At 68.2% G+C, this 20,676-nt stretch carries 18 protein-coding genes; 9 read left to right on the forward strand and 9 right to left on the reverse strand.

Annotated features, from left to right (window positions below; all coding sequences use genetic code 11):
- Window positions 1–3 precede the first annotated feature (3 nt).
- Window positions 4–1,278 (reverse strand): MFS transporter, encoded by a 1,275-nt coding sequence (locus tag VL15_RS02655; RefSeq protein ID WP_048242976.1) that lies wholly within the window; start codon window positions 1,276–1,278, stop codon window positions 4–6.
- Between the two features lie 193 nt (window positions 1,279–1,471).
- On the opposite strand from VL15_RS02655, the gene VL15_RS02660 reads away from it, so the two are divergent.
- Complete coding sequence (locus VL15_RS02660; protein ID WP_048242977.1) at window positions 1,472–2,158, forward strand: hypothetical protein; 687 nt, start codon at window positions 1,472–1,474, stop codon at window positions 2,156–2,158.
- Between the two features lie 10 nt (window positions 2,159–2,168).
- On the opposite strand, the gene VL15_RS02665 is transcribed toward VL15_RS02660, so the two are convergent.
- The 3 genes from VL15_RS02665 to VL15_RS02675 form a co-directional block, all read right to left on the reverse strand.
- Complete coding sequence (locus VL15_RS02665) at window positions 2,169–3,254, reverse strand: ATP-binding protein (protein WP_048242978.1); 1,086 nt, start codon at window positions 3,252–3,254, stop codon at window positions 2,169–2,171.
- Window positions 3,251–3,988 carry a response regulator gene (locus VL15_RS02670; RefSeq protein WP_048242979.1) on the reverse strand — a complete coding sequence of 246 codons (738 nt, stop codon included), beginning with the start codon at window positions 3,986–3,988 and terminating at the stop codon, window positions 3,251–3,253. Before VL15_RS02670 ends, VL15_RS02665 begins: the two co-directional genes overlap by 4 nt.
- A gap of 204 nt (window positions 3,989–4,192) precedes the next feature.
- A complete protein-coding gene (locus VL15_RS02675; RefSeq protein WP_048243100.1) occupies window positions 4,193–5,053 on the reverse strand; it encodes a LysR family transcriptional regulator in 861 nt (286 codons plus the stop codon).
- A gap of 194 nt (window positions 5,054–5,247) precedes the next feature.
- Here VL15_RS02675 and VL15_RS02680 point away from each other — a divergent pair, with 194 nt between their 5' ends.
- From VL15_RS02680 to VL15_RS02710, 7 genes are all read left to right on the forward strand, one after another.
- Window positions 5,248–6,285: an NAD(P)H-quinone oxidoreductase gene (locus VL15_RS02680; RefSeq protein ID WP_048242980.1), complete on the forward strand. Its 1,038-nt coding sequence runs from the start codon at window positions 5,248–5,250 to the stop codon at window positions 6,283–6,285.
- A 289-nt stretch (window positions 6,286–6,574) separates the two neighbouring features.
- Window positions 6,575–7,249: a histidine phosphatase family protein gene (locus VL15_RS02685; protein ID WP_048242981.1), complete on the forward strand. Its 675-nt coding sequence runs from the start codon at window positions 6,575–6,577 to the stop codon at window positions 7,247–7,249.
- A gap of 19 nt (window positions 7,250–7,268) precedes the next feature.
- Entirely contained in the window at window positions 7,269–8,300 is a 1,032-nt protein-coding gene (locus VL15_RS02690) for a phosphotransferase (protein WP_048242982.1), read from the forward strand.
- A 60-nt stretch (window positions 8,301–8,360) separates the two neighbouring features.
- Window positions 8,361–9,125: an SDR family oxidoreductase gene (locus tag VL15_RS02695; RefSeq protein WP_048242983.1), complete on the forward strand. Its 765-nt coding sequence runs from the start codon at window positions 8,361–8,363 to the stop codon at window positions 9,123–9,125.
- Between the two features lie 7 nt (window positions 9,126–9,132).
- Complete coding sequence (locus VL15_RS02700) at window positions 9,133–9,891, forward strand: SDR family NAD(P)-dependent oxidoreductase (protein WP_048242984.1); 759 nt, start codon at window positions 9,133–9,135, stop codon at window positions 9,889–9,891.
- A gap of 33 nt (window positions 9,892–9,924) precedes the next feature.
- Window positions 9,925–11,169 (forward strand): acyl-CoA dehydrogenase family protein, encoded by a 1,245-nt coding sequence (locus VL15_RS02705; protein WP_048242985.1) that lies wholly within the window; start codon window positions 9,925–9,927, stop codon window positions 11,167–11,169.
- Between the two features lie 69 nt (window positions 11,170–11,238).
- On the forward strand, window positions 11,239–12,144 hold the full coding sequence (locus tag VL15_RS02710; RefSeq protein ID WP_048242986.1) for a LysR family transcriptional regulator: 906 nt from the start codon (window positions 11,239–11,241) through the stop codon (window positions 12,142–12,144).
- Window positions 12,145–12,192: 48 nt separating this feature from the next.
- Here VL15_RS02710 and VL15_RS02715 read toward each other — a convergent pair whose 3' ends face one another.
- The 4 genes from VL15_RS02715 to VL15_RS02730 form a co-directional block, all read right to left on the reverse strand.
- On the reverse strand, window positions 12,193–15,210 hold the full coding sequence (locus VL15_RS02715) for an FAD-binding and (Fe-S)-binding domain-containing protein (RefSeq protein WP_048242987.1): 3,018 nt from the start codon (window positions 15,208–15,210) through the stop codon (window positions 12,193–12,195).
- Between the two features lie 33 nt (window positions 15,211–15,243).
- A complete protein-coding gene (locus VL15_RS02720) occupies window positions 15,244–16,005 on the reverse strand; it encodes a 2-keto-4-pentenoate hydratase (RefSeq protein ID WP_048242988.1) in 762 nt (253 codons plus the stop codon).
- 48 nt (window positions 16,006–16,053) lie between these two features.
- Window positions 16,054–17,328, reverse strand: a complete 1,275-nt coding sequence (locus tag VL15_RS02725) for an MFS transporter (RefSeq protein WP_048242989.1) — start codon at window positions 17,326–17,328, stop codon at window positions 16,054–16,056.
- Window positions 17,329–17,470: 142 nt separating this feature from the next.
- Window positions 17,471–18,691: a pyridoxal-phosphate-dependent aminotransferase family protein gene (locus VL15_RS02730; protein WP_048242990.1), complete on the reverse strand. Its 1,221-nt coding sequence runs from the start codon at window positions 18,689–18,691 to the stop codon at window positions 17,471–17,473.
- Between the two features lie 183 nt (window positions 18,692–18,874).
- On the opposite strand from VL15_RS02730, the gene VL15_RS02735 reads away from it, so the two are divergent.
- Window positions 18,875–19,579, forward strand: a complete 705-nt coding sequence (locus tag VL15_RS02735) for a GntR family transcriptional regulator (RefSeq protein WP_048242991.1) — start codon at window positions 18,875–18,877, stop codon at window positions 19,577–19,579.
- A gap of 19 nt (window positions 19,580–19,598) precedes the next feature.
- Here VL15_RS02735 and VL15_RS02740 read toward each other — a convergent pair whose 3' ends face one another.
- A complete protein-coding gene (locus tag VL15_RS02740; protein WP_419188653.1) occupies window positions 19,599–20,666 on the reverse strand; it encodes a porin in 1,068 nt (355 codons plus the stop codon).
- Window positions 20,667–20,676 lie beyond the last annotated feature (10 nt).

Raw genomic sequence — 20,676 nt, forward strand, 5'->3', positions numbered from 1 at the left:
GGGTCAGCGTGCCGACGGCGCGACGGGGGCCTCGACGAGCGCCGGCATCGCTTCCGACAGCGTGCGGTCCGGGCGAATCCGCAACGCGGCGACGATCCCGATCAGCAGCATCGCGACCGAGCCGATGAAGGGTACCGTCCAGCTGCCGGTGCGGTCGACGAGATAACCGAACAGGATCGGCGACAGGATCCCCGAGATCGCGGACCCGGCGTTCATCATCCCGCTCGCGATGCCGGCGTGCGTCGGCGCGATGTCGCTCGGCACGGCCCAGATCGGCCCGATCGTCAGCTCCAGGCACAGGAACGACCCCGACAGGCACAGCGCGACGCCGGCCGTCGAGTGCACGACCGCGAGCGGCAGCAGGCAGAGGAGTGCACCGGCGAAGCTCGTGACGATCACGCTCTGGCGCGACAGCGCGAGGTTGCCGGTCTTCCGGTAGATCCGGTCGCAGAGCCAGCCGCCGAGCGTGTCGCCGACCACGCCCGCGAAGAACACGCCGGATGCGAACAGCGCGGTCGACTTCAGGTTCAGGCCCTGGCCGTTCAGGAAGAACGTCGGCAGCCACGTGAAGAACAGCCAAGCGGTCCAGCCGTAGCAGAAGTAGACGAAGATCGTCGGCGCCATCCGGCGGAACAGCGGCCCCCACGGCGTCGGGCCGGACGGCGGTGCGGGGCGTGCGGCGCGCGTGCTGCGGCCGTCGTCGTCGCCGAGCGGATGCTCGCGGAAGCCGACGATCCACCAGGCGAGCCACACCAGCGTTACCGCGCCGATCACGAAGAACGCGGCGCGCCACGACAGCCAGGTCATCAATGCGGCGACGATCGGCGGCGTGACCGCGTTGCCGAGCCGCGAGAACGAATGCGTGAAGCCCTGCACGACGCCGCGCCGCTCGCGCGGGAACCAGTGCGTGATCGCGCGGGCCTGGGCGGGCAGCGTCGCGCCTTCGCCGATGCCGAGCAGCAGGCGCGCGGCGAACAGCAGCGTGAGACTGTGCACGAGCCCCGTCGCGAAGGTCGAGACGACCCAGATCAGCCCGCAGCCGATCAGCGTGATGCGGGCGCCGAACCGGTCGGCGATCCAGCCGCCGCCGATCTGGCAGATTGCATACGAATACGCGAACGCGGAGAATGCGACGCCGAGCTCGGTGTTCGACAGGCCGAGCTCGGCCTTGATCGCGCCGGCCGCGGTCGCGAGGTTGACGCGATCGACGTAGAGGATGAACGAAAGCGCGCACAGCAGCCACAACGTGCGGCGCCGTTGACGATGGTCGTTAGGCATGTGTCTCACTCCGTTCTCGTGTGCGGCGTTGCAATGACACCGCGTTCACTGGCGGGGCCAGCATCGCGCGGCGGCGGAGACACTGTCTAATGAATCTTTGGGATCAATCGATAACCTGGGGTATTCATTTTCATTTCGGGCGGGCGCGGGCAACGCGGCGCCGGTGGCGCAACGGGATTCCACGGGTGGGAAATTGACGGACATCGAAGAACTTTCGCTTCATCGGGACAGCCGCTTCTGGCAGCTGTCGCCGGTGAAATGGTGGATCCAGGGGCACGGGCGCGACGGTTATTCGTTCCGTCTGCTGCTGGTTCCGCTGGTCATCGTGTGCGTGCTCGAATTCGTCTGCGTGATGCTCGATGCGCTGTACAGCGGCATCCTCGTCAGCGCGGTCGCGACGCTGTTCCTCGGCATCGCCGGGTATTACGGCGCGCAGCGCGAATGGCTGGTGACGTCCGCGACCACGCGTGCGCTGGTGAAGGCGCGCATGAAGAAGGCGTCCGAGCGGTTCTCGTCGCTCGGCGTGGGCGCGACCGTGCTGGCGATCTTCGTCGCCGCGACGTCGCTGTCGCTCGCGATGTCGGGCCAGCCGATGCTGGACAGCGTGTCGAAGGACGCGGTGTCGATGTTCATCGCCTTGGTGTTCCTGCCGGTGTATGTGTCCGGCGCGGTGCGCAAGCTGGCGATCGCGCGGGTCGAGGAACTCGAGGCGCTGCGCAACGCAACCGTCGGCACGAAGCTGAAGTTCGACCGGGCCGGCGCCGTGCGCGCGGTCGTCGTGCGGGGCGCGGCGGGGAAAGGGACGGTGTCCGTGACGCAATACACGGTGCTCGGGTTCAGCCCGCCGCTCGAACAGGTCGGGCGCGAGCCGCACGCGTGACGGCGGCGGCTCAGGCCGGAAAGCGTTCGTCCTCTCGCGCCGGCACGAGGTGATCGGGCCACTGCACCTCGAACCGCGTACCGCCGGCGCCCGTCGGCACGCAGACGGCTTCGCCGTGGTGCGCATGCGCGATTGCCGCGACGACGGCGAGCCCGAGGCCGCTGCCGCCGGGTTGCGATTCGTCGACGCGCCTGAATGCCTGGAACACATGCGGTGCGAAGTCGGCCGGGATGCCGGGGCCGTCGTCCTCGACGCGCAGCCGGCACATCCCGTCTTCGATGCGCGTCTGGATCCGGATCGCGCCGGGCACCGCATGGCGGCGCGCATTCTCCAGCAGCGCCAGCAACGCTTGGCGGATACGGACCGGGTCGCAGCGCATGGGCCGCGCGTCGAGATCGAGCACCGGATGCTGGCCGGCGGCCTGCAGCGCGTGCGCGAACAGGTCGACCACGGCGCGCACGTCGGCGGCGAGGTCGGTGTCGCGGATCTCGATGCTCAGGTGGCCGCTATCGGCGAGGCTGACCACGCGCAGGTCCTCGATCAACCGCGTCAATCCTTCGACCTGCGCGAGCAGGCTGCGATACAGCGCCTCGCTGGGTGTAAACACGCCTTCGGCGAGCCCCTGCAGCCGCCCGCGCAGCACCGTGACGGGCGTGCGCAGTTCGTGCGCGATCGCGGCGTTCCAGAACGTCTGTTCGTCGGTCACGCGCTGCAGTTCGCTCGCGAGCGCGTTGAAGTTGTCGGCGAGCAGCGCGGCCTCGTGCAGCGAACGGTCGCCGGCGACGGCGCGCGCGCCGAGATCGCCGCGCGCGACCCGGCGGATGCTGTCCGTTACCGAGTTGAGCGGGACGAGGATGCGGCGCGACAGATGGATCGCGACGAACACCGCGAGCGCGAGGCCGACCAGCGTGGTCGAGATCAGCCACACCCATTCCGGCCCGGTCGGCAGCCACTCGGACTGGTTGAATTCCGTGGGCCAGTACTTGAATGCGAAGTAGTAGAACGTGTAGGCCGTCACGACCATCAGCAGCGTCACGGCAAACACCATCGCGCCCATCGTCAGCGCGATCTGGCGGCTCAGCCCGTCGAGCTTCATTCGCCGCCCCAGAGCTTGTAGCCGACCCCGCGTACGCTGACCGGCACGCCCGCGACGCCGAGATCGTCGAGTTTCTTGCGCAGCTTGCTGACGTGGCTGTCGACCGTGCGCTCCAGCGCATCGCCTTCCGGCAAGCAGGTGGCCATCAGCTCGCCGCGGCTGAACACGCGGCGCGGCGCGCGCGCGAGCTGCGCGAGCAGCTTGAATTCGGTGAGCGTCAGCGCGAGCGTGTGCCGGGTGTTGCCGACCTCGACCGTCGCCTCGTGGCGTTCGAGATCGATCTCGAACGGCGCGGCGCGCAGCACGCGCTGTTCTTCCTGGCGGGAACCTGCCATCGAGCGGCGCAGCACGGCCTGTGCGCGCGCAACGACTTCGGCGGGGTTGAACGGCTTGACCACGTAGTCGTCGGCGCCGATGCGCAGCCCGGTCAGCTTGTCGATGTCCTGGTCGAGCGCGGTCAGCATGATGACGGGCGTGTCGCCGCGATGGCGGATCTCGGCGAGCACCTTCCAGCCGTCGACGTGCGGCATCTGCACGTCGAGCAGCACGAGGTCGGGCTTGAGCGACAGGTGCAGCTCCAGCGCGCGGCGGCCGTCGGCGGCGTGCACGGTGCGCAGGCCGCTGCGCGCGAAATAGGCGATCAGGATCTCGGCGATCTCGGGTTCGTCCTCGGCGATGAGGACGAGCGCCTGGGCGCCCTGGCCGGCGCCGGAAGAGGAAGAAAGTTCGGGCATGGCCACGCGTTCAGATCCATCGGGGTTCCATCGAGTCGCCATACTACCGCACGGGCCGCGCCATCGAACGCAGACGGATGGCCGCCTGGATCTGCGGGCAGGCGGTACGTGACGGGTTGGCACTCGATCCGTCACAGGTGCGACGCGGCGACGACGCATGACCGGCGGCGGGCGGCGTTGGCAGGCGCTCGCGCTTGGCCCGCATCATCGTGGCGCGGCAAACGACGCCACGATCTCGTCGATCGCCGCGCGGATGCGCGCGGTGTGGCGCAGGTCGCGGTGCGTGACGAGCCAGACCTCGTAAGGCGCCTGCCTCACGCGCTCCGGCCACAGGCGGACGAGCCCGTCGCGCTCGCCCATGTAGACGGGAATCTCGCCGATGCCGAGGCCCGAGCGCACCGCGGCGCGCGCCATCAGGTTCGAGTTCATGCGCCCGCCGTCGATCGGCTCGCCGGCGAGGGTCGGCTTGCGGCTGGCGTCGATGTACGGCTGGTAGACAACGAGGTCGTGGCCCGCGAATGCGTGGCCGCGCTCGGGCTCGCCGTGCCGGTGCAGATAGTCGTGCGACGCGAACAGGCCCATGTCCCAGTGCGCGAGGCGGCGCGCGACCAGATCGGGGTTGTCGGGCCGCACGGTGCGGATCGCAATGTCGGCTTCGCGCTTCGCGAGATTCAGGATTTGCGACGACGTGTTCAGCGCGAAGGATACGTCGGGATGCTTCGCATGCAGCCGCGCGATCGACGGCATCACGAACTCGATCGCGAGCGCATCGGTCGTCGTGATCTTCACCTCGCCGGCGAGCCGCCGGTCGACACCCTGCGTCAGCCGGACCAGCTCGTGCGCATGTTGCTCCATCGCCTCGGCGGCGCGCAGCGCCAGTTCGCCGACCGGCGTGGGCAGATAGCCTTTCGACGAGCGCAGGAACAGCGTCGCGCCGAGCATGTGCTCGAGCGTCGCGAGCCGTCGCCCGACCGTTGCCTGATCGACGCCGAGCGTCTGTGCCGCGCGACGCAGTGTGCGTTCGCGATGAATCGCGAGGAATACGCGCGCGTCGTCCCAATTCATCGTTTGTCCCGACTGATGCATTTTTGCATTCCCCGATCGGCAATTCGCTGCGTGCCCGCGAGCGGCATCGCCCATAGACTGGCCTCACACACATTGCGATGCGGCGATTCGGGGATGGCCCACGAATCGACAGTGCATCGACGAACGTTGAGGATCATATCGTGAGTGACGATGCCCAAACCCTCCCCGCCGACATGACCGCGATCGAGATCGTGCGTCCCGGCGGCCCCGAAGTGCTCGTACCGGCCACGCGCGCCGTGCCGTTGCCGGGCCCCGGCGAAGTGCTGATCCGGATTCACGCGGCCGGCGTAAACGGCCCCGACGTATTCCAGCGCAAGGGGCTGTACGATCCGCCGCCCGGCGCGTCCGACATTCCCGGCCTCGAGATCGCCGGCGACGTCGTCGCGGTCGGGCGCGACGTCACGCGGTTCGTTGTCGGCGATCGTGTCTGCGCGCTGATTCCGGGCGGCGGCTACGCGGAATACGCGGTGGCGAACGAGAGCAACACGCTCGCGATTCCCGACGGCCTCGGCATGGCCGAAGCGGCGGCGCTGCCGGAGACCTTCATGACGGTCTGGCTGAACCTGTTCCAGCGCGGCCGGTTCGAAGCCGGCGAGAGCGTGCTGATCCACGGCGGCGCGTCGGGGATCGGCACGACGGCGACGATGCTGGCGAAGGCGTTCGGCGCGTCGACGATCATCACCACTGTCGGCTCGGACGCGCAGCGCGACGCGAGCATGCGGCTCGGCGCGGATCTCGCGATCGACTACCGCAGCGAGGATTTCGTCGAGGAGGTCGCGCGCTTCACGGGCGGCAAGGGCGTCGACGTGATCGTCGACATCATTGCCGGCGACTACGTCGCGCGCAATTTCGCGGCGGCCGCGATCAACGGCCGCATCGTGCAGATCGGCGTGATCAAGGGCCCCGCGAAGGAGCTCGACCTGTTTCCGATGCTGACGAAGCGGCTCACGCACATCGGCTCGACGCTGCGCTCGCGCACCTACGCGGAGAAGGCGCAGATCATTCGCGAACTCGAAGAGGCCGTGTGGCCGCTGATCCGGCAAGGGGCCGTCAAGCCGCAGGTTTACCGGCTGTTCGATTTTCGCGACGCGCGCAGCGCACACGAGCTGATGGATTCGGGCCGCCACGTCGGCAAGATCGTACTGGTGACGCCCGCGGCGGAACGATCGCTGCAGGCGGCCGTCGACGGAAGCGCCACGCATTCCGCGTGACCGGCCGGCGCTCGATGTCGAACACGCTGCGCGCCGGGCCGATCACGGACGAATCGCAGGACAGGGCCGCGGTGGGCGCGGCCCGCCAGGTAGCGGGCGTGACGTCGGTGAAGAGCAGGCCCCAACTGCATCGGGAGGGCGGCCGGTAACGGCCAGCGCTTGCCATATCCCCGGGCGCAAGCGTCCGGGGAGGGAATTCACAGGGTGAATACCCGAAGATTCAGGAAATAAAGTTTAAAAATGCACACCCGCTGGCTATGCTGAATCCTTCTGATCCGGCGGGCATGCGATGGCTGAACTCTTTCTGGTACGGCACGGGCAGGCGTCGTTCGGCACGGACGACTACGACCGGCTCTCCGTGGCCGGCGAGCAGCAGGGCGTCTGGCTCGGCGAATACTTCGCGCGGCAGGGCCTGACGTTCGACCGCGTGATCTGCGGCACGCTGAGCCGGCATGCGCAGACGGTCGACGCGATCCTGCGCGGGATGGGCCGCGAAGGCGCGCCGGTCGACCGCCATCCGGGCCTGAACGAATACGACTTCCACGGGCTGTTCGCGGCGGCGGCCGGCGACTATCCGGAGATCGCGCGGCTCGCGGCCGGATCGATGAAGGAGCATTTCCGCGCGCTCCGGCAGGTGCTGCAGCTGTGGTCCGAGGACCAGCTCGGCGACGCGGCGCCCGAGACCTGGGCGCACTTCCAGCAGCGCGTCGCCGATGCGCGCGCCGCGATCCGCCACGGCGGCGGCCAGCGCGTGCTCGCGGTGAGCTCCGGCGGCCCGATCGCGGTCACCGTGCAGCAGGTGCTCGCGGCGCCGCCGTCGAGCGCGATCGCGCTGAACCTGCAGATCCGCAACAGCAGTCTTTCGCAGTTTTTCTTCAACGCCGATGCATTCCACCTCGCGTCGTTCAACGGCATCCCGCATCTGGAGGATCCCGAACGACACGCGCTGCGAACCTACGGCTGACCCACGAACGATCGCGACGATGACGAACCCTTCCCAGCAACTCGACGTAGCCCGCCTCACTCCCTATCTGGAAGCGCACGTGCCGGGCTTCGAAGGCCCGGTCGACCTGGAGAAGTTTGCCGGCGGCCAGTCGAATCCGACTTTCCTGCTGCACGCGAAGAGCGGCCGCTACGTGCTGCGCCGCCAGCCGCCGGGCGAACTGCTGAAATCCGCGCATGCGGTCGATCGCGAATTCCGCGTGCTGACCGCGCTGTCGGGCACCGCGGTGCCGGTCGCGCGGCCATATCACCTCTGCGAAGACCGCGACGTGATCGGCAGCCTGTTCTACGTGATGAGTTTCGAGGATGGCCGGATCTTCTGGGATCCCGCGCTGCCGGAACTGCCGAAGGCCGATCGCGCGACGTGCTACGACGCGCTGCTGCAGACGATGGCCGCGCTGCACGACGTCGATGTCGACGCAGTGGGCCTGGCTGACTACGGCCGCCCCGGCAACTACTTCGAGCGCCAGATCGGCGTATGGACGAAGCAGTATCGCGCGGCCGAAACCGAGCGCCTCGACGCGATGGAGACGCTGATCGACTGGCTGCCGAAAGCGTGCCCCGAAGATACGGGCCGGTCGGCGCTGGTGCACGGCGACTTCCGGATCGACAACCTGATGTTCGCGCGCGACGGTTATCGCGTGCAGGCCGTGCTCGACTGGGAACTGTCGACGCTCGGCAATCCGCTCGCCGATCTCGCGTATTTCTGCATGTGCCTGCGGCTGCCGTCCGGCGGGCAGGTGCGCGGGCTCGCGGGCCAGGATCGCGACGAACTCGGCATCCCGGACGAAGCGGCGATCGTCGCGCGTTATTGCGAACTGCGCGGGATCGAGCCGATCCGCGACTGGCACTTCTATCTCGCGTTCAGTTTCTTCCGGCTCGCGTCGATCGCGCAGGGCGTGAAGGCGCGCGCGCTGCAGGGCAACGCGTCGAGCGAGCAGGCGCTGCGTGTCGGCGCGATGGCCGGGCGGCTGGCCGAACTGGCCGTGAGCGTGATCGACGCGCATCGCTGAACGCGCCGCGATCGTCACGCGGCGACAACGACACACCCATCAATGGAGGAGCGAGACAACATGGCAACGGATCTGTTCGACCTGACCGGCAAGATCGCGCTGGTGACGGGCGCGAGCCGCGGCATCGGCGAGGAAATCGCGAAACTGCTCGCGGAGCAGGGCGCACACGTGATCGTGTCGAGCCGCAAGCTCGACGATTGCCAGGCCGTGGCCGACGCGATCGTCGCGGCGGGCGGCCGCGCCGAGGCGCTGGCCTGCCACGTCGGCCGGCTGGAAGATATCGCCGCGACGTTCGAGCATATCCGCGGCAAGCACGGGCGGCTCGACATCCTCGTGAACAACGCGGCCGCGAACCCGTATTTCGGGCACATCCTCGATACGGATCTCGCCGCGTACGAGAAGACCGTCGACGTGAACATCCGCGGCTACTTCTTCATGTCGGTCGAGGCCGGCAAGCTGATGAAGGCGCACGGCGGCGGCGCGATCGTCAACACGGCGTCGGTGAACGCGCTGCAGCCGGGCGACCGGCAAGGCATCTACTCGATCACGAAGGCGGCCGTCGTCAACATGACGAAGGCGTTCGCGAAGGAATGCGGGCCGCTGGGCATCCGCGTGAATGCGCTGCTGCCGGGGCTGACCAAGACGAAGTTCGCCGGCGCGCTGTTCGCCGACAAGGACATCTACGAGAACTGGATGGCGAAGATCCCGCTGCGCCGCCACGCGGAGCCGCGCGAAATGGCCGGCACCGTGCTGTATCTCGTGTCGGACGCGGCGAGCTACACGAATGGCGAGTGCATCGTCGTCGACGGCGGCCTGACGATCTGAGCGCGCGATGAAACTCGACAGCTACGCCGGGCAGGCCGTGATGATCACCGGCGCCGCAAGCGGCTTCGGCGCGTTGCTCGCGACCGAACTGGCGGCGATGGGCGCGCGGCTCGCGCTCGGCGACCTGAACGGCGCAGCGCTCGAACGCGTGGCCGCGCCGTTGCGCGCGGCCGGCGCCGACGTGATCGCGCAGCACTGCGACGTGCGGGTCGAAGCGGACGTCGCGTCGCTGGTGCACGCGGCCGCCGCGCGCTTCGGGCGGCTCGACGTCGGCATCAACAACGCGGGCATCGCACCGCCGATGAAGGCGCTGATCGACACCGACGAAGCCGATCTCGACCTGAGCTTCGCGGTGAACGCGAAGGGCGTGTTCTTCGGGATGAAGCACCAGATCCGCCAGATGCTCGCGCAGCACGAGGGCGTGATCCTGAACGTCGCGTCGATGGCCGGGCTCGGCGGCGCGCCGAAGCTGGCCGCGTACGCGGCGTCGAAGCATGCGGTGGTCGGGCTCACGAAAACGGCCGCGCTCGAATATGCGCGCCACGGCATCCGCGTGAACGCGGTGTGCCCGTTCTACAGCACGACGCCGATGGTCACCGACGGCGAGATCGGCGACCGCCAGGACTTTCTCGCGCAGGGCTCGCCGATGAAGCGGCTCGGCCGGCCCGACGAAATTGTCGCGACGATGCTGATGCTGTGCGCGAAGGAAAACACTTATCTGACCGGGCAGGCCGTCGCCGTCGACGGCGGTGTCTCGGCCTTCTGACCGAACGGAACACGGAATCTCGAGGAGTCGATCATGGACTTTGGCTACACCCCGAAAGTGGAAGAACTGCGCGAGCGCGTGCGGGCATTCATGGACGCGCACATCGTGCCGCGCATCCGCCAGTGGAACGATGAAGTGCATGCGGGCCAGTATCCCGTGTCGTTCATGGAGGAGCTGAAGGAACGCGCGAAGGCGGAAGGGCTGTGGAACCTGTTCCTGCCGCACCTGAAGGACGACGAGCCCGGCATGGGCCTGACGAACCTCGAATACGCGCCGCTCGCCGAGATCATGGGGCGCGTGAGCTGGGCGTCGGAGGTGTTCAACTGCAACGCGCCGGACACCGGCAACATGGAGCTGCTGCACATGTTCGCGACGCCCGAACAGCGCGAACAGTGGCTGCTGCCGCTGCTGCGCGGCGAGATTCGCTCGGCGTTCGCGATGACGGAGCCCGACGTGGCGTCGTCGGATGCGACGAACATCACGACGCGCATCGAGCGCGTGGGCGACGAGTACGTGATCAACGGCCGCAAGTGGTTCATCACGAACGCCGCGCATCCGAACTGCAAGATCTTCATCGTGATGGGCAAGACCGATCCCGAGGCGGCGTCGCACCAGCAGCAGAGCATGATTCTCGTGCCGCGCGACACGCCGGGCGTGACGATCGTGCGCAACATCACGGTGGTCAATCACCACGCGCCGGAAGGGCACTGCGAGATCACGTTCGACAACGTGCGCGTGCCGGCGCGCAACCTGCTCGGCGAGGAAGGCAGCGGCTTCGCGCTCGCGCAGGCGCGCCTCGGGCCGGGCCGCATCCATCACTGCATGCGCTCGATCGGCGCGGCCGAGCTTGCGCTGGAGCTGATGGTCGACCGCGCGCAGTCGCGCGAGGCGTTCGGCAAGCCGCTGAACCGGCACGGCACGATCGGCGAATGGATCGCACGCTCGCGCATCGAGATCGACCAGGCGCGCCTGCTCGTGCTGAAGGCCGCGTGGATGATCGACAAGGTCGGCGCGAAGGCCGCGCGCAAGGAAATCTCGATGATCAAGGCGCTCGTGCCGACCGTTTATACGGACGTCTGCGACCGTGCGATGCAGGTGTTCGGCGCGGCGGGGTTGAGCCCCGATACGCCGCTCGCCGATCTGTGGACCTGGGGCCGCGCGCTGCGCTTCGCCGACGGCCCGGACGAGGTGCACCTGCAGGCGATCGCGCGGATGGAGATCAAGGACGGCGTGCCGGGTTCGACGGCGGCCTACCTGACGCCGCCGCTGCGCGGTTGAGCGGCGCGCGGCGGCGACATGGACGAACGAGAGGCGCCCGCCGTAAGATGCCGGCAAGGAGATCCGGCGATGCGCCTTTCGAAGATTGATCTGAACCTGTTCGTCGTATTCGAGGCGATCTACAACAAGCGCAACCTGACGCGGGCGGCCGAGGTGCTGAACCTCACGCAGCCGGCCGTCAGCAATGCGCTGGCGCGGCTGCGCAAGACGCTGAACGATCCGCTGTTCGTCAGCACGCCGGCCGGGATGATGCCGACGCCGATGGCCGAGAACATCGTCGGCCGCGTGCGCGAGGCGCTGCAACTGCTCGATTCGAGCGCGCACGAAGGCGACGTGTTCGATCCGGCTTCTTCCGGGCGCGTGTTCCGGCTCAGCATGAGCGACCTGACCGAAGCGCTGCTGCTGCCCGCGCTCGGCGAACTGCTGCAGACGCATGCGCCCGGCATGCACGTGCGCAGCTACACGATGGACCGCCGCGAAGTGGCCACGGCGCTCGCGAACGGCTCGGTCGACATCGCGATCGACGCGCCGCTGATCGGCGATCCGCATCTGCACCAGGCGCTGCTCGTGCGCGACCGCTACGCGTGCATGATCCGCGACGATCACCCGTTCAAGGGCAATACGCTGACCATGGACGACTACCTGTCGATGGGGCATATCCACGTGTCGAGCCGCCGCAAGGGCAGCGGGCACGTCGACGCGGAACTGACGAGGCTCGGGCTGCGCCGCAATATCCAGATGCGCGTGCAGCACTACATGGTCGCGCCGCTGATCGCGATGCGCGGCGATCTCGCGCTGACGGCGCCGCTGCGGCTGCTGCAGCGCTATCCGGCGCGCATCCTCGAACTGCCGTTCGAGATGCCGGGCCTCGACTACTTCTGCTACTGGCATCGCAGCGCCGATCAGGACCAGGGCAGCCAATGGTTGCGCGAACAGCTGATGACGCTGATGGGTGGAATGGGCGAGCCGCAGTGACGCAGGCGAGCTGCGCCCCTGCGTCACGTGTTGTTCCGATATCGCGGATCAACCGCGCAATGCCTGCGCCAGCACGCGCGCCACGTGCACGGCCTGCGTCTGCGCGCCGTCGTGAATCTGATGCCGGCAGCTCGTGCCGTCCGCGACGACGATCGTGCCTTCGGCTCGCGCACGCACGGCCGGCAGCAGCGACAGCTCGGCCATTGCCTGCGACGCATCGTAGTGTTCGGCTTCATAGCCGAAGCTGCCGGCCATTCCGCAGCACGACGATTCGACCGGCGACACCTTCAACCCCGGAATCCAGCGCAGCACGGTCTGCACCGGCGTGAACGCGCCAAACGCCTTCTGATGGCAGTGGCCGTGCACCAGCGCCTCGGCCGCGTCGATCGCATCGAGCGGCAGCGACAACCGGCCGGCCGCCTGTTCGCGTACCAGGAATTCCTCGAACAGGAACGCGTGGCGGGCGAGCCGTGCCGCTTCTTCGCCATAGCCATACGCAAGAAACTCGTCGCGCATCGACAGCAGGCAGGACGGCTCCAGCCCGACGATCGCGACGCCGCGTTCGAGGTAGGGCCGCAGCGTGTCGAGCGTGCGCTTCGCCTCGGCCTTCGCGTCGTCGACGAGGCCGGCCGCGAGGAACGTGCGGCCGCAGCACAGCGGCCGCTCGCCGGCGCGCACGTTGAAGTGCACGGTATAACCGGCCGCTTCGAGCACGGCTTGCGCGGCGCGTGCGTTGTCCGGCTCCTGGTAGTTGCTGAACGTATCGACGAAGAGCAGCACGTCGCGGGTTGCCGATCCGGCCGACGTTGCACCCGCATCCGCCAGGAACGGCCGCGCAAACGCAGGCAGCGCACGCTGCGGCGCAAGGCCGACCCAGCGCTTCACCAACGACGCGACGACTGGCACGCCGTTCGCGAACGCGATCGCGCCGCGCATCCGTGCCGCCCACGGCGCATAACGCGGCAGATACGCGACAAGCCGTTCGCGCAGCGTCGTGCCGTGCTTGCGATTCCACGCGTGCCGCGCCTCGATCTTGAAGCGCGCCATGTCGACCCCCGTGGGGCAATCGCGCTTGCAGCCCTTGCACGACACGCACAGGTCGAGCGCGGCCTTCACGTCGTCGCCGGCGAGGCCGTCCGCGCCGAGCTGGCCGGTCACCGCGAGCCGCAGCGTGTTCGCGCGGCCGCGCGTCACATGCTGCTCGTCGCGCGTCACGCGGTAGCTCGGGCACATCGTGCCCGCGTCGAACTTGCGGCAGTGGCCGTTGTTGTTGCACATCTCGACGGCCGATGCGAGGCCGTGCGTGATGTCGGTGCCCGTGCCGGGTTCGGTTTCTTCGCCGGTCAGCGGGTTGCGCGTGACGTTCCAGGCCGACCAGTCGAGCGCGGGCCGCAGCGGCAGTGCCGCATAACCGGGCGCGAAACGGAAATTTTCGCGCGCATCCATGCGCGGCGGATTGACGATCTTGTCGGGGTTGAAGCGGTTGTCGGGATCGAACAGCGTCTTGATCTCCGCGAACGCCGCATTGAGGCGCGGGCCGTACTGCCACGCAACCCATTCGCCGCGGCACAGGCCGTCGCCGTGTTCGCCCGAATACGCACCCTTGTATTCGCGCACGAGCGCCGCGGCTTCGTCGGCGATCTCGCGCATGCGCGCCGCGCCGTCGCGCCGCATGTCGAGGATCGGCCGCACGTGCAGCGTGCCGACGCTTGCATGCGCGTACCAGGTGCCTTCGGTTTCGTGCTTGTGGAACACGTCGGTCAGGCGGCGCGTGTATTCGGCCAGATGTTCGAGCGGCACCGCGCAATCCTCGATGAACGACACCGGCTTGCCGTCGCCCTTCATGCTCATCATGATGTTCAACCCGGCCTTGCGCACGTCCCACAGCGCCTTCTGCGCGCTGGCATCAGTCATCTTCACGACGCTGTCGGGCAGGCAGAGATCGGCCATCAGTTCGGCGAGCCGGTCGAGCTGCGTCAGCTGCGCATCGCGCGATTCGCCCGCGAACTCGACGAGCAGGATCGCCTGCGGCTGTCCGACCAGCGCCTGTTCGATCACGGGCCGGAACGCCGGGTTCTCCCTCGACAGGTCGATCATCGTGCGATCGACGAGCTCGACGGCCACCGGCTTCAGCTTCACGATGTGCTGCGCGGTATCCATCGCCTGATAGAAGGTCGGGAAGTTCACGACGCCGAGCGCCTTGTGCGCGGGCAGCGGCGCGAGCTTCAGCGTGACCTGCCGGCTGTAGGCAAGCGTGCCTTCCGAACCGACGAGCAGGTGCGCGAGATTCGCGTGGCCGTCGTCGGTGTATGCGCGCGGGTTCTGGCAGTCGAACAGGTCGAGGTTGTAGCCGGCCACGCGGCGCAGCACCTTCGGCACGCGTTCGACGATCTCGTCGCGCTCGCGCTGCGCGATCCGTTCGACCCCGTGCAGCAGGTCGAGCGTGCGGCGGTCGGTGACCGGCTGCGCGAGCGAGCCGAACCGGCATTCGCTGCCGTCGGCGAGGATCGCGTCGATCGCGAGCACGTTGTGCACCATGTTGCCGTACTCGATCGAGCGCGACCCGCACGAGTTGTTGCCGGCCATCCCGCCGATCGTGCATTGCGCGCCGGTCGACACGTCGACCGGGAACCACAGCCCGTGCGGCTTCAGCCACGCATTCAGGTGATCGAGCACGATGCCGGGCTCGACGGTGACGGTGCGCGCCTGCGCATCGAATTCGACGATCCGGTTCAGCCATTTGCTGTTGTCGACGACGAGCGCTTCGCCGACCGTCTGCCCGCACTGGCTCGTACCGGCGCCGCGAGCGAGCACGGGAATCTTGCGGTTGCGCGCGATGTCGAGCGCGATTCGCAGGTCGTCCTGGTCGCGCGGCACGACCACGCCGAGCGGCATGATCTGGTAGATCGACGCGTCGGTCGCGTAGCGGCCGCGGCTTGCGCGGTCGGCATGGACGTCGCCGCGCATTTCCGTGCGCAGCCGCTCGAACAGCGGCGACAGCGCGGCGCCTTGCGACGGCACGAGATGGACGGGGCGAACCAGCGAAGGCGAGACGGCGGATTTCATGGCGGCAATCGGTATCGAGAGAAGACGAACGGATCAGGCGAGCGTGACGCTGACGGGCGGCAGCCCCGGAATGCGGCCGACGGCCGTGCCCGCGGCCTGCGGGAAATACATGCCCGTGTACGAGCCGGTCGTGACGACGGTGCCGGCCGGCAGCGCGATGCCGCGCCGCGATGCGTGATTGACGAGCCACGGCAGCAGGCGGCGCGGATCGCCGGCGGGGTTGGTACCGGGCGTGGCGCTTGCGATGTCCTGCCCGTCGAACGCGAACGCGGGGGCGGGCGCGACGAACGGGAAATCGGCGCGATAGCCGGTCATCTCGCCGAGCACGAGCGCGCCGTGGTTCTGCAGGTCAGCGAGCTGTGCGGCGGGCGCGACGTCCGGCCATTCGCGGAAGCGGCTCGCGACGATCTCGATCGCGGCGCCCATCTGCGCGATACCGTCGAACACTTCATCGTCCGCATACACGTCGGCACGCGGCGCGAAATCGCGGCCGAAGCGGAACGCGATCTCCAGTTCGAGACCGAGCGGCCGGAACGCGCCGCGCGGCAGCGTGACGCCGCTCGCGTGCCGGCAGTCGTAGGGCAGCGGCGCGCCCTGGATCGGCCCGTCGGGCTGCTTCGCGCCGACCTTCCACGCGCCGATCGCGGCGCTGCGTTCGGCGAGCACCTGCGCCTGCACTGCATACGCGGCGTCGGTGCTGGCGGGAACGAGTTCGGGCGGCAGCGCGGCGAACGCGATGCCGTGTTGCCAGCCGGCGGCGAGCCGGGCGGCGAGGTCATGGGTAGCTTGGGTCATGGTGACGAGTCGAGAAAAAAGCGGGGCGGCGACAGCGCCCCGTGGGCATCAGGCCGGTGAGCGATTGGCGGCGCGCTGTTCGGCGGGCGTGTCGGCGAAGCGGCTGTCCGGCTGCATGCGGAACGCGAGCAGCACGCCCACGCCCATCAGCACCATGCTGCCGATGAACGGCAGCTCCCAGCTGCCGAAGCGGTCGATCACGTAGCCGGAGATCACGGGCGACAGGATCGCCGCGAGCGCGGAGCCGGAATTCATCATCCCGCTCGCGGTGCCCGAGTATTCCGGCGCGATGTCCATCGGCACGGCCCACATCGGGCCGATTGTCATCTCGGCGAAGAAGAAGCCGGCCGCGAGGCACGCCATCGACACGTACAGGTGGTGCGTGAACAGCAGCGGCAACAGCGACAGCAGCGTGAACAGCATGCAGATCGACACCATCCAGCTGCGCGCACGCTTGAGGCTGCCGGTGCGCGCGTAGATGCGGTCGGTGACGAGGCCGCCGAGCGTGTCGCCGATCACGCCCGCGAAGAACACCGCGGACGCGAACACGGCGGACTTCTTCAGGTCGAGGTCGTAGCTGTGCAGGAAGTACTGCGGAATCCAGCTCAGGAACAGCCACAGCGTCCAGCCGTAGCAGAAGTACACGATCGTGACGGGCATCATCCGGCGGAACAGCGGGCCCCACGGTACGGTCGCGGGTTTCTGCTTCGGAGGCGGCAGCGCGTCGAGTTCGGCCTGCGTGATGCGCGGGTGGTCCTTCGGGTGTTCGGTATAGACGAGCGCCCACACCACGACCCACACGATGCTGATCACGCCGCAGATGTAGAACGATTCGCGCCAGCCGTACACGGCCATCACCGCGACGACGGCGGCCGGCGCGACCGCGTTGCCGACGCGCGAGAACGCGTGCGTGATGCCCTGCGCGAAGCCGCGTTTCTCGCGCGGCACCCAGCGCGACATCGCCGACGTGGCCGCCGGGAACGTCGCGCCTTCGCCGAGCCCGAGCAGCAGGCGCGCGGCGAGCAGCGACGCGAGGCCGCCGGCCATCCCGGTGAGCAGCGTCGCGATGGCCCACAGCAGCCCGCACGCGAGCAGCGTGCGGCGCGCGCCGAAGCGGTCGCTGACCCAGCCGCCGATGATCTGGAATACGAGGTACGGATACGCGAACGCGGAGAACACGAGACCGATCTCCGTCTTGTTCAGCCCGAATTCCTTACCGAACCCGGCGGCGGCCGTGCTCACGTTCACACGATCGAGGTACGTGATGAAGTACATCACGCACAGCATCACCAGCACGATGCCGGTCGCTCGGAACAGCTTCATGTTGTGTCTCCTGGATGTTGTCTGGCTTGCAGCCGCGCCGGTTCTGGGTCCGGCTTCGTGCCGATGCAGCGCGGCCGCGCGTCGTGCGCAGGCCGCAGGGGGTACGGGCGAGAGGCCGGCGGCGTGCCGCCGGGCCATGCGATCAGGCCGCCGCGCGCAGCGCGGGCGTGTGCGTGTTCGACGCGAGGGTGTCCATCGCCGCGACGACCCCGCTCGCGGCGACCGGCACGCCGGCGAGCTTCAGCCCCATCTCGCAGCCGGCGAGCGTGGCCATCAGCGTGAGGTCGTTGCAGTCGCCGAGATGGCCGATCCGGAACATCTTGCCGCGCAGCTTGCCGAGCGCCTGCCCGAGCGACATGTCGAAGCGTTCGTAGATGAGCTTGCGCACGGCGTCCGCGTCGACGCCGTCGGGCATCATCACGCCGGTCAGCACGGGGCTGTAGACGGCCGGGTCCGCGCACTGGAGTTCGAGACCCCATGCGCGCACCGCGCGGCGCGTCGCTTCCGCGAGCCGCTGGTGGCGCGCGAACACGGCGTCGAGCCCTTCGCCGAGGATCATGTCGAGCGCTTCGGCCAGCCCGTACAGCAGGTTGGTGTTCGGCGTGTACGGCCAGTAGCCGGTCTTGTTTGCCTCGATGATCTCGTGCCAGCCCCAGAACGCGCGCGGCAGCTTCGCGTGCTCGCTCGCCGCGAGCGCCTTCGGCGACACCGCGTTGAAGCTGATGCCCGGCGGCAGCATCAACCCCTTCTGCGAGCCCGATACCGTCACGTCGACGCCCCATTCGTCATGGCGGTAGTCGGCGGACGCGAGCCCCGAGATCGTGTCGACCATCAGCAGCGCCGGGTGCCCGGCCGCGTCGATCGCGCGGCGCACCGCGGCGATATCGGACGTGACGCCGGTCGATGTCTCGTTGTGCACCACGCACACGGCCTTGATGTCGTGCGCGGTGTCGGCGCGCAGGCGCGCTTCGATCATGTCGGGCTGCACGCCACGGCGCCAGCCCTCGATGCCGGGCAGGCCGAGGAATTCGGGCTTCAGGCCGAGCGCCTCGGCCATCTTCTTCCACAGCGTCGCGAAGTGGCCCGTCTCGAACATCAGCACGGTGTCGCCGGCGCTCAGCGTGTTGGTCAGCGCGGCTTCCCACGCGCCGGTGCCCGACGCCGGATAGATGATCACCGGCTGCGTGGTCTTGAAGATCTTCTTGATGCCGGCGAGCACCTTGAGGCCGAGCGCGCCGAATTCGGGGCCACGGTGGTCGATGGTCGGATAGCTCATCGCCCGCAGGATGCGGTCGGGCACCGGGCTCGGCCCCGGAATCTGCAGGAAGTGGCGGCCGGACGGATGAAAGTCGAGGTGCAGCATGGTCGTTCTGTCTCCTTGGTTGCATTTTGAATTTTGCATGCAAAATACTTTAGCAGAGCGATCGCCGAGAAACCAAGTGCTGATTTCGCCGAAAATGCCGGTGTTTACCCGACATTGGCGGGGTGATATTCGGGTCGGGCGAGTTGCAGTAGAATCGCGTGAAGCAAGAGGGAAGGACTTTGCATGCAAGATTTGAATGATCTGGAGCATGTCGGCGGCGCGCCGGCATTGCCGAAACTGGAGCGGCAGCGGCTGCACGACACGGTGGTCGAGCACCTGCGCAAATTCATCGTGGAAGGTGTGCTCACGCCGGGCATGCGGCTGAACGAGCGCGAGCTGTGCGAGACGCTCGGCATCTCGCGCACGCCGCTGCGCGAGGCGTTCAAGGTGCTGGCGGCCGAGGGGCTGCTGGTGCTGTCGCCGAACCGCGGCGCGAGCGTGTACCGGATGAGCGAATCGGAGATCCGCGAGACGTTCGAGCTGATGTCGGGGCTGGAGGCGTTCTCAGGCGAGCTGGCCTGCGAGCGCATCACGCCGGCCGAGCTCGCGGAGATCAAGGCGCTGCACTACTCGATGCTCGCGTGCCGGATGCAGAACGACCTGCCCGGCTACTACAGCCGCAACCAGGAAATCCACGACCGCATCAACGAGGCCGCGCGCAACTCGGCGCTGCGCGCCACGTACCAGTCGATCAACCGCCGGATCATGTCGATGCGGTTCCGCTCGAACCAGCACGTCGAGAAGTGGGATCGCGCGGTGCACGATCACGAAGAGATGATCAAGGCGCTGGAGGCGCGCGACGGCAAGGCGCTCGCGGCGATCCTGCGGCGCCATCTGCTGGAGAAGCGCGACGCGGTGTTGCTGTTGCACGCGGAAGTCGACGCTTGAGCGCGCACCGCGCGCGAACTCAGAATGCGGTGCGCAGGCCGAGCCCCGCCGAATCGCCATTCCCGACACCGCTCGCGCGATCGCGCATGAACGCGACGTAGACGTCGGTTCGTTTCGACAGCCGGTAGTCGTAGCCGAGCGCCCAGGTCGTTCTCGACGGGCGGTCGCGCCCGTGGCTTTTCGCGGCCATGACCGACGCGAGCAGCGTACCGAAGCCGAGCGGCACGGCCGCACCTACCTGGCCGCTATGCGTGCCGAGCCCGCCGCCGTCGATCGCGTCGTGCACGTACTGGTAGAACGCGGTGAGCTTCACGAACTTCAGGTCGTAGCCGACGCCGGCCAGCACGGCGTCCTGCTGCGTGAAGCCGGCGATCGATGCGATGAGGTCGCCCGGCGCGCGGTCGTAGCGCGCCTGCTGGAACGCGAGCGTCGCGCTGAATGCGCGTTGCCGGTCGTAGGTGACGCTGCCGCCCCACTGGTTCGCGCCGGTGTGGCCGGGCTCGTTGCCCGTCGCATAGATCAGGCTTGCCTGCAGCGCATGCTCGCCGGGCGTCGTAACCAGCACCGAATTGCTCCAGCCGTTGTCGCCGACGAGGCCTTGCCCCGCGACGCCCTTGTACATCTGGTTCAGCGCCGGCGAAAAACCGAACGATGTCGAGAACGGGTTGAAGCGCACGACGGAGATGTAATACGGCGTCGTGTTGCGTCCCGCGCGCAGCACACCGTACGGTGTGGAAACGCCGACATACGCGTTGCGGCCGAAGAACGTATCGCCGCTGAAGCGGCCGGCGCCGCCGTTCGACGGGCGCATGAACGCTTCGAGCGCGAATTGCAGCGCATAACCGCCGCCGAGATCCTCGCGGCCGCCGATCCCCCAGAAGCTCGTCGTGAAGCCGCCCGAATTCATCGCAACCGCGCGCGGCTTGCCGAGACTCCTTTGCGTGCCGACATAAACGTCGGTCAGCCCGTACAGCGATACGGACGACTGGGCCGATGCATCAGCGGCGATCATGCAGGCGATCAGCGATGCGCCGAGGGTCGACAGAAGGCGGCGTTGCCGCCGGCCGGTATTCCGGGTTGAATGAATAGGCATACTG

It is taken from the genome of Burkholderia cepacia, from assembly GCF_001039005.1.
In the GTDB taxonomy this organism is placed as follows: domain Bacteria; phylum Pseudomonadota; class Gammaproteobacteria; order Burkholderiales; family Burkholderiaceae; genus Burkholderia; species Burkholderia theae.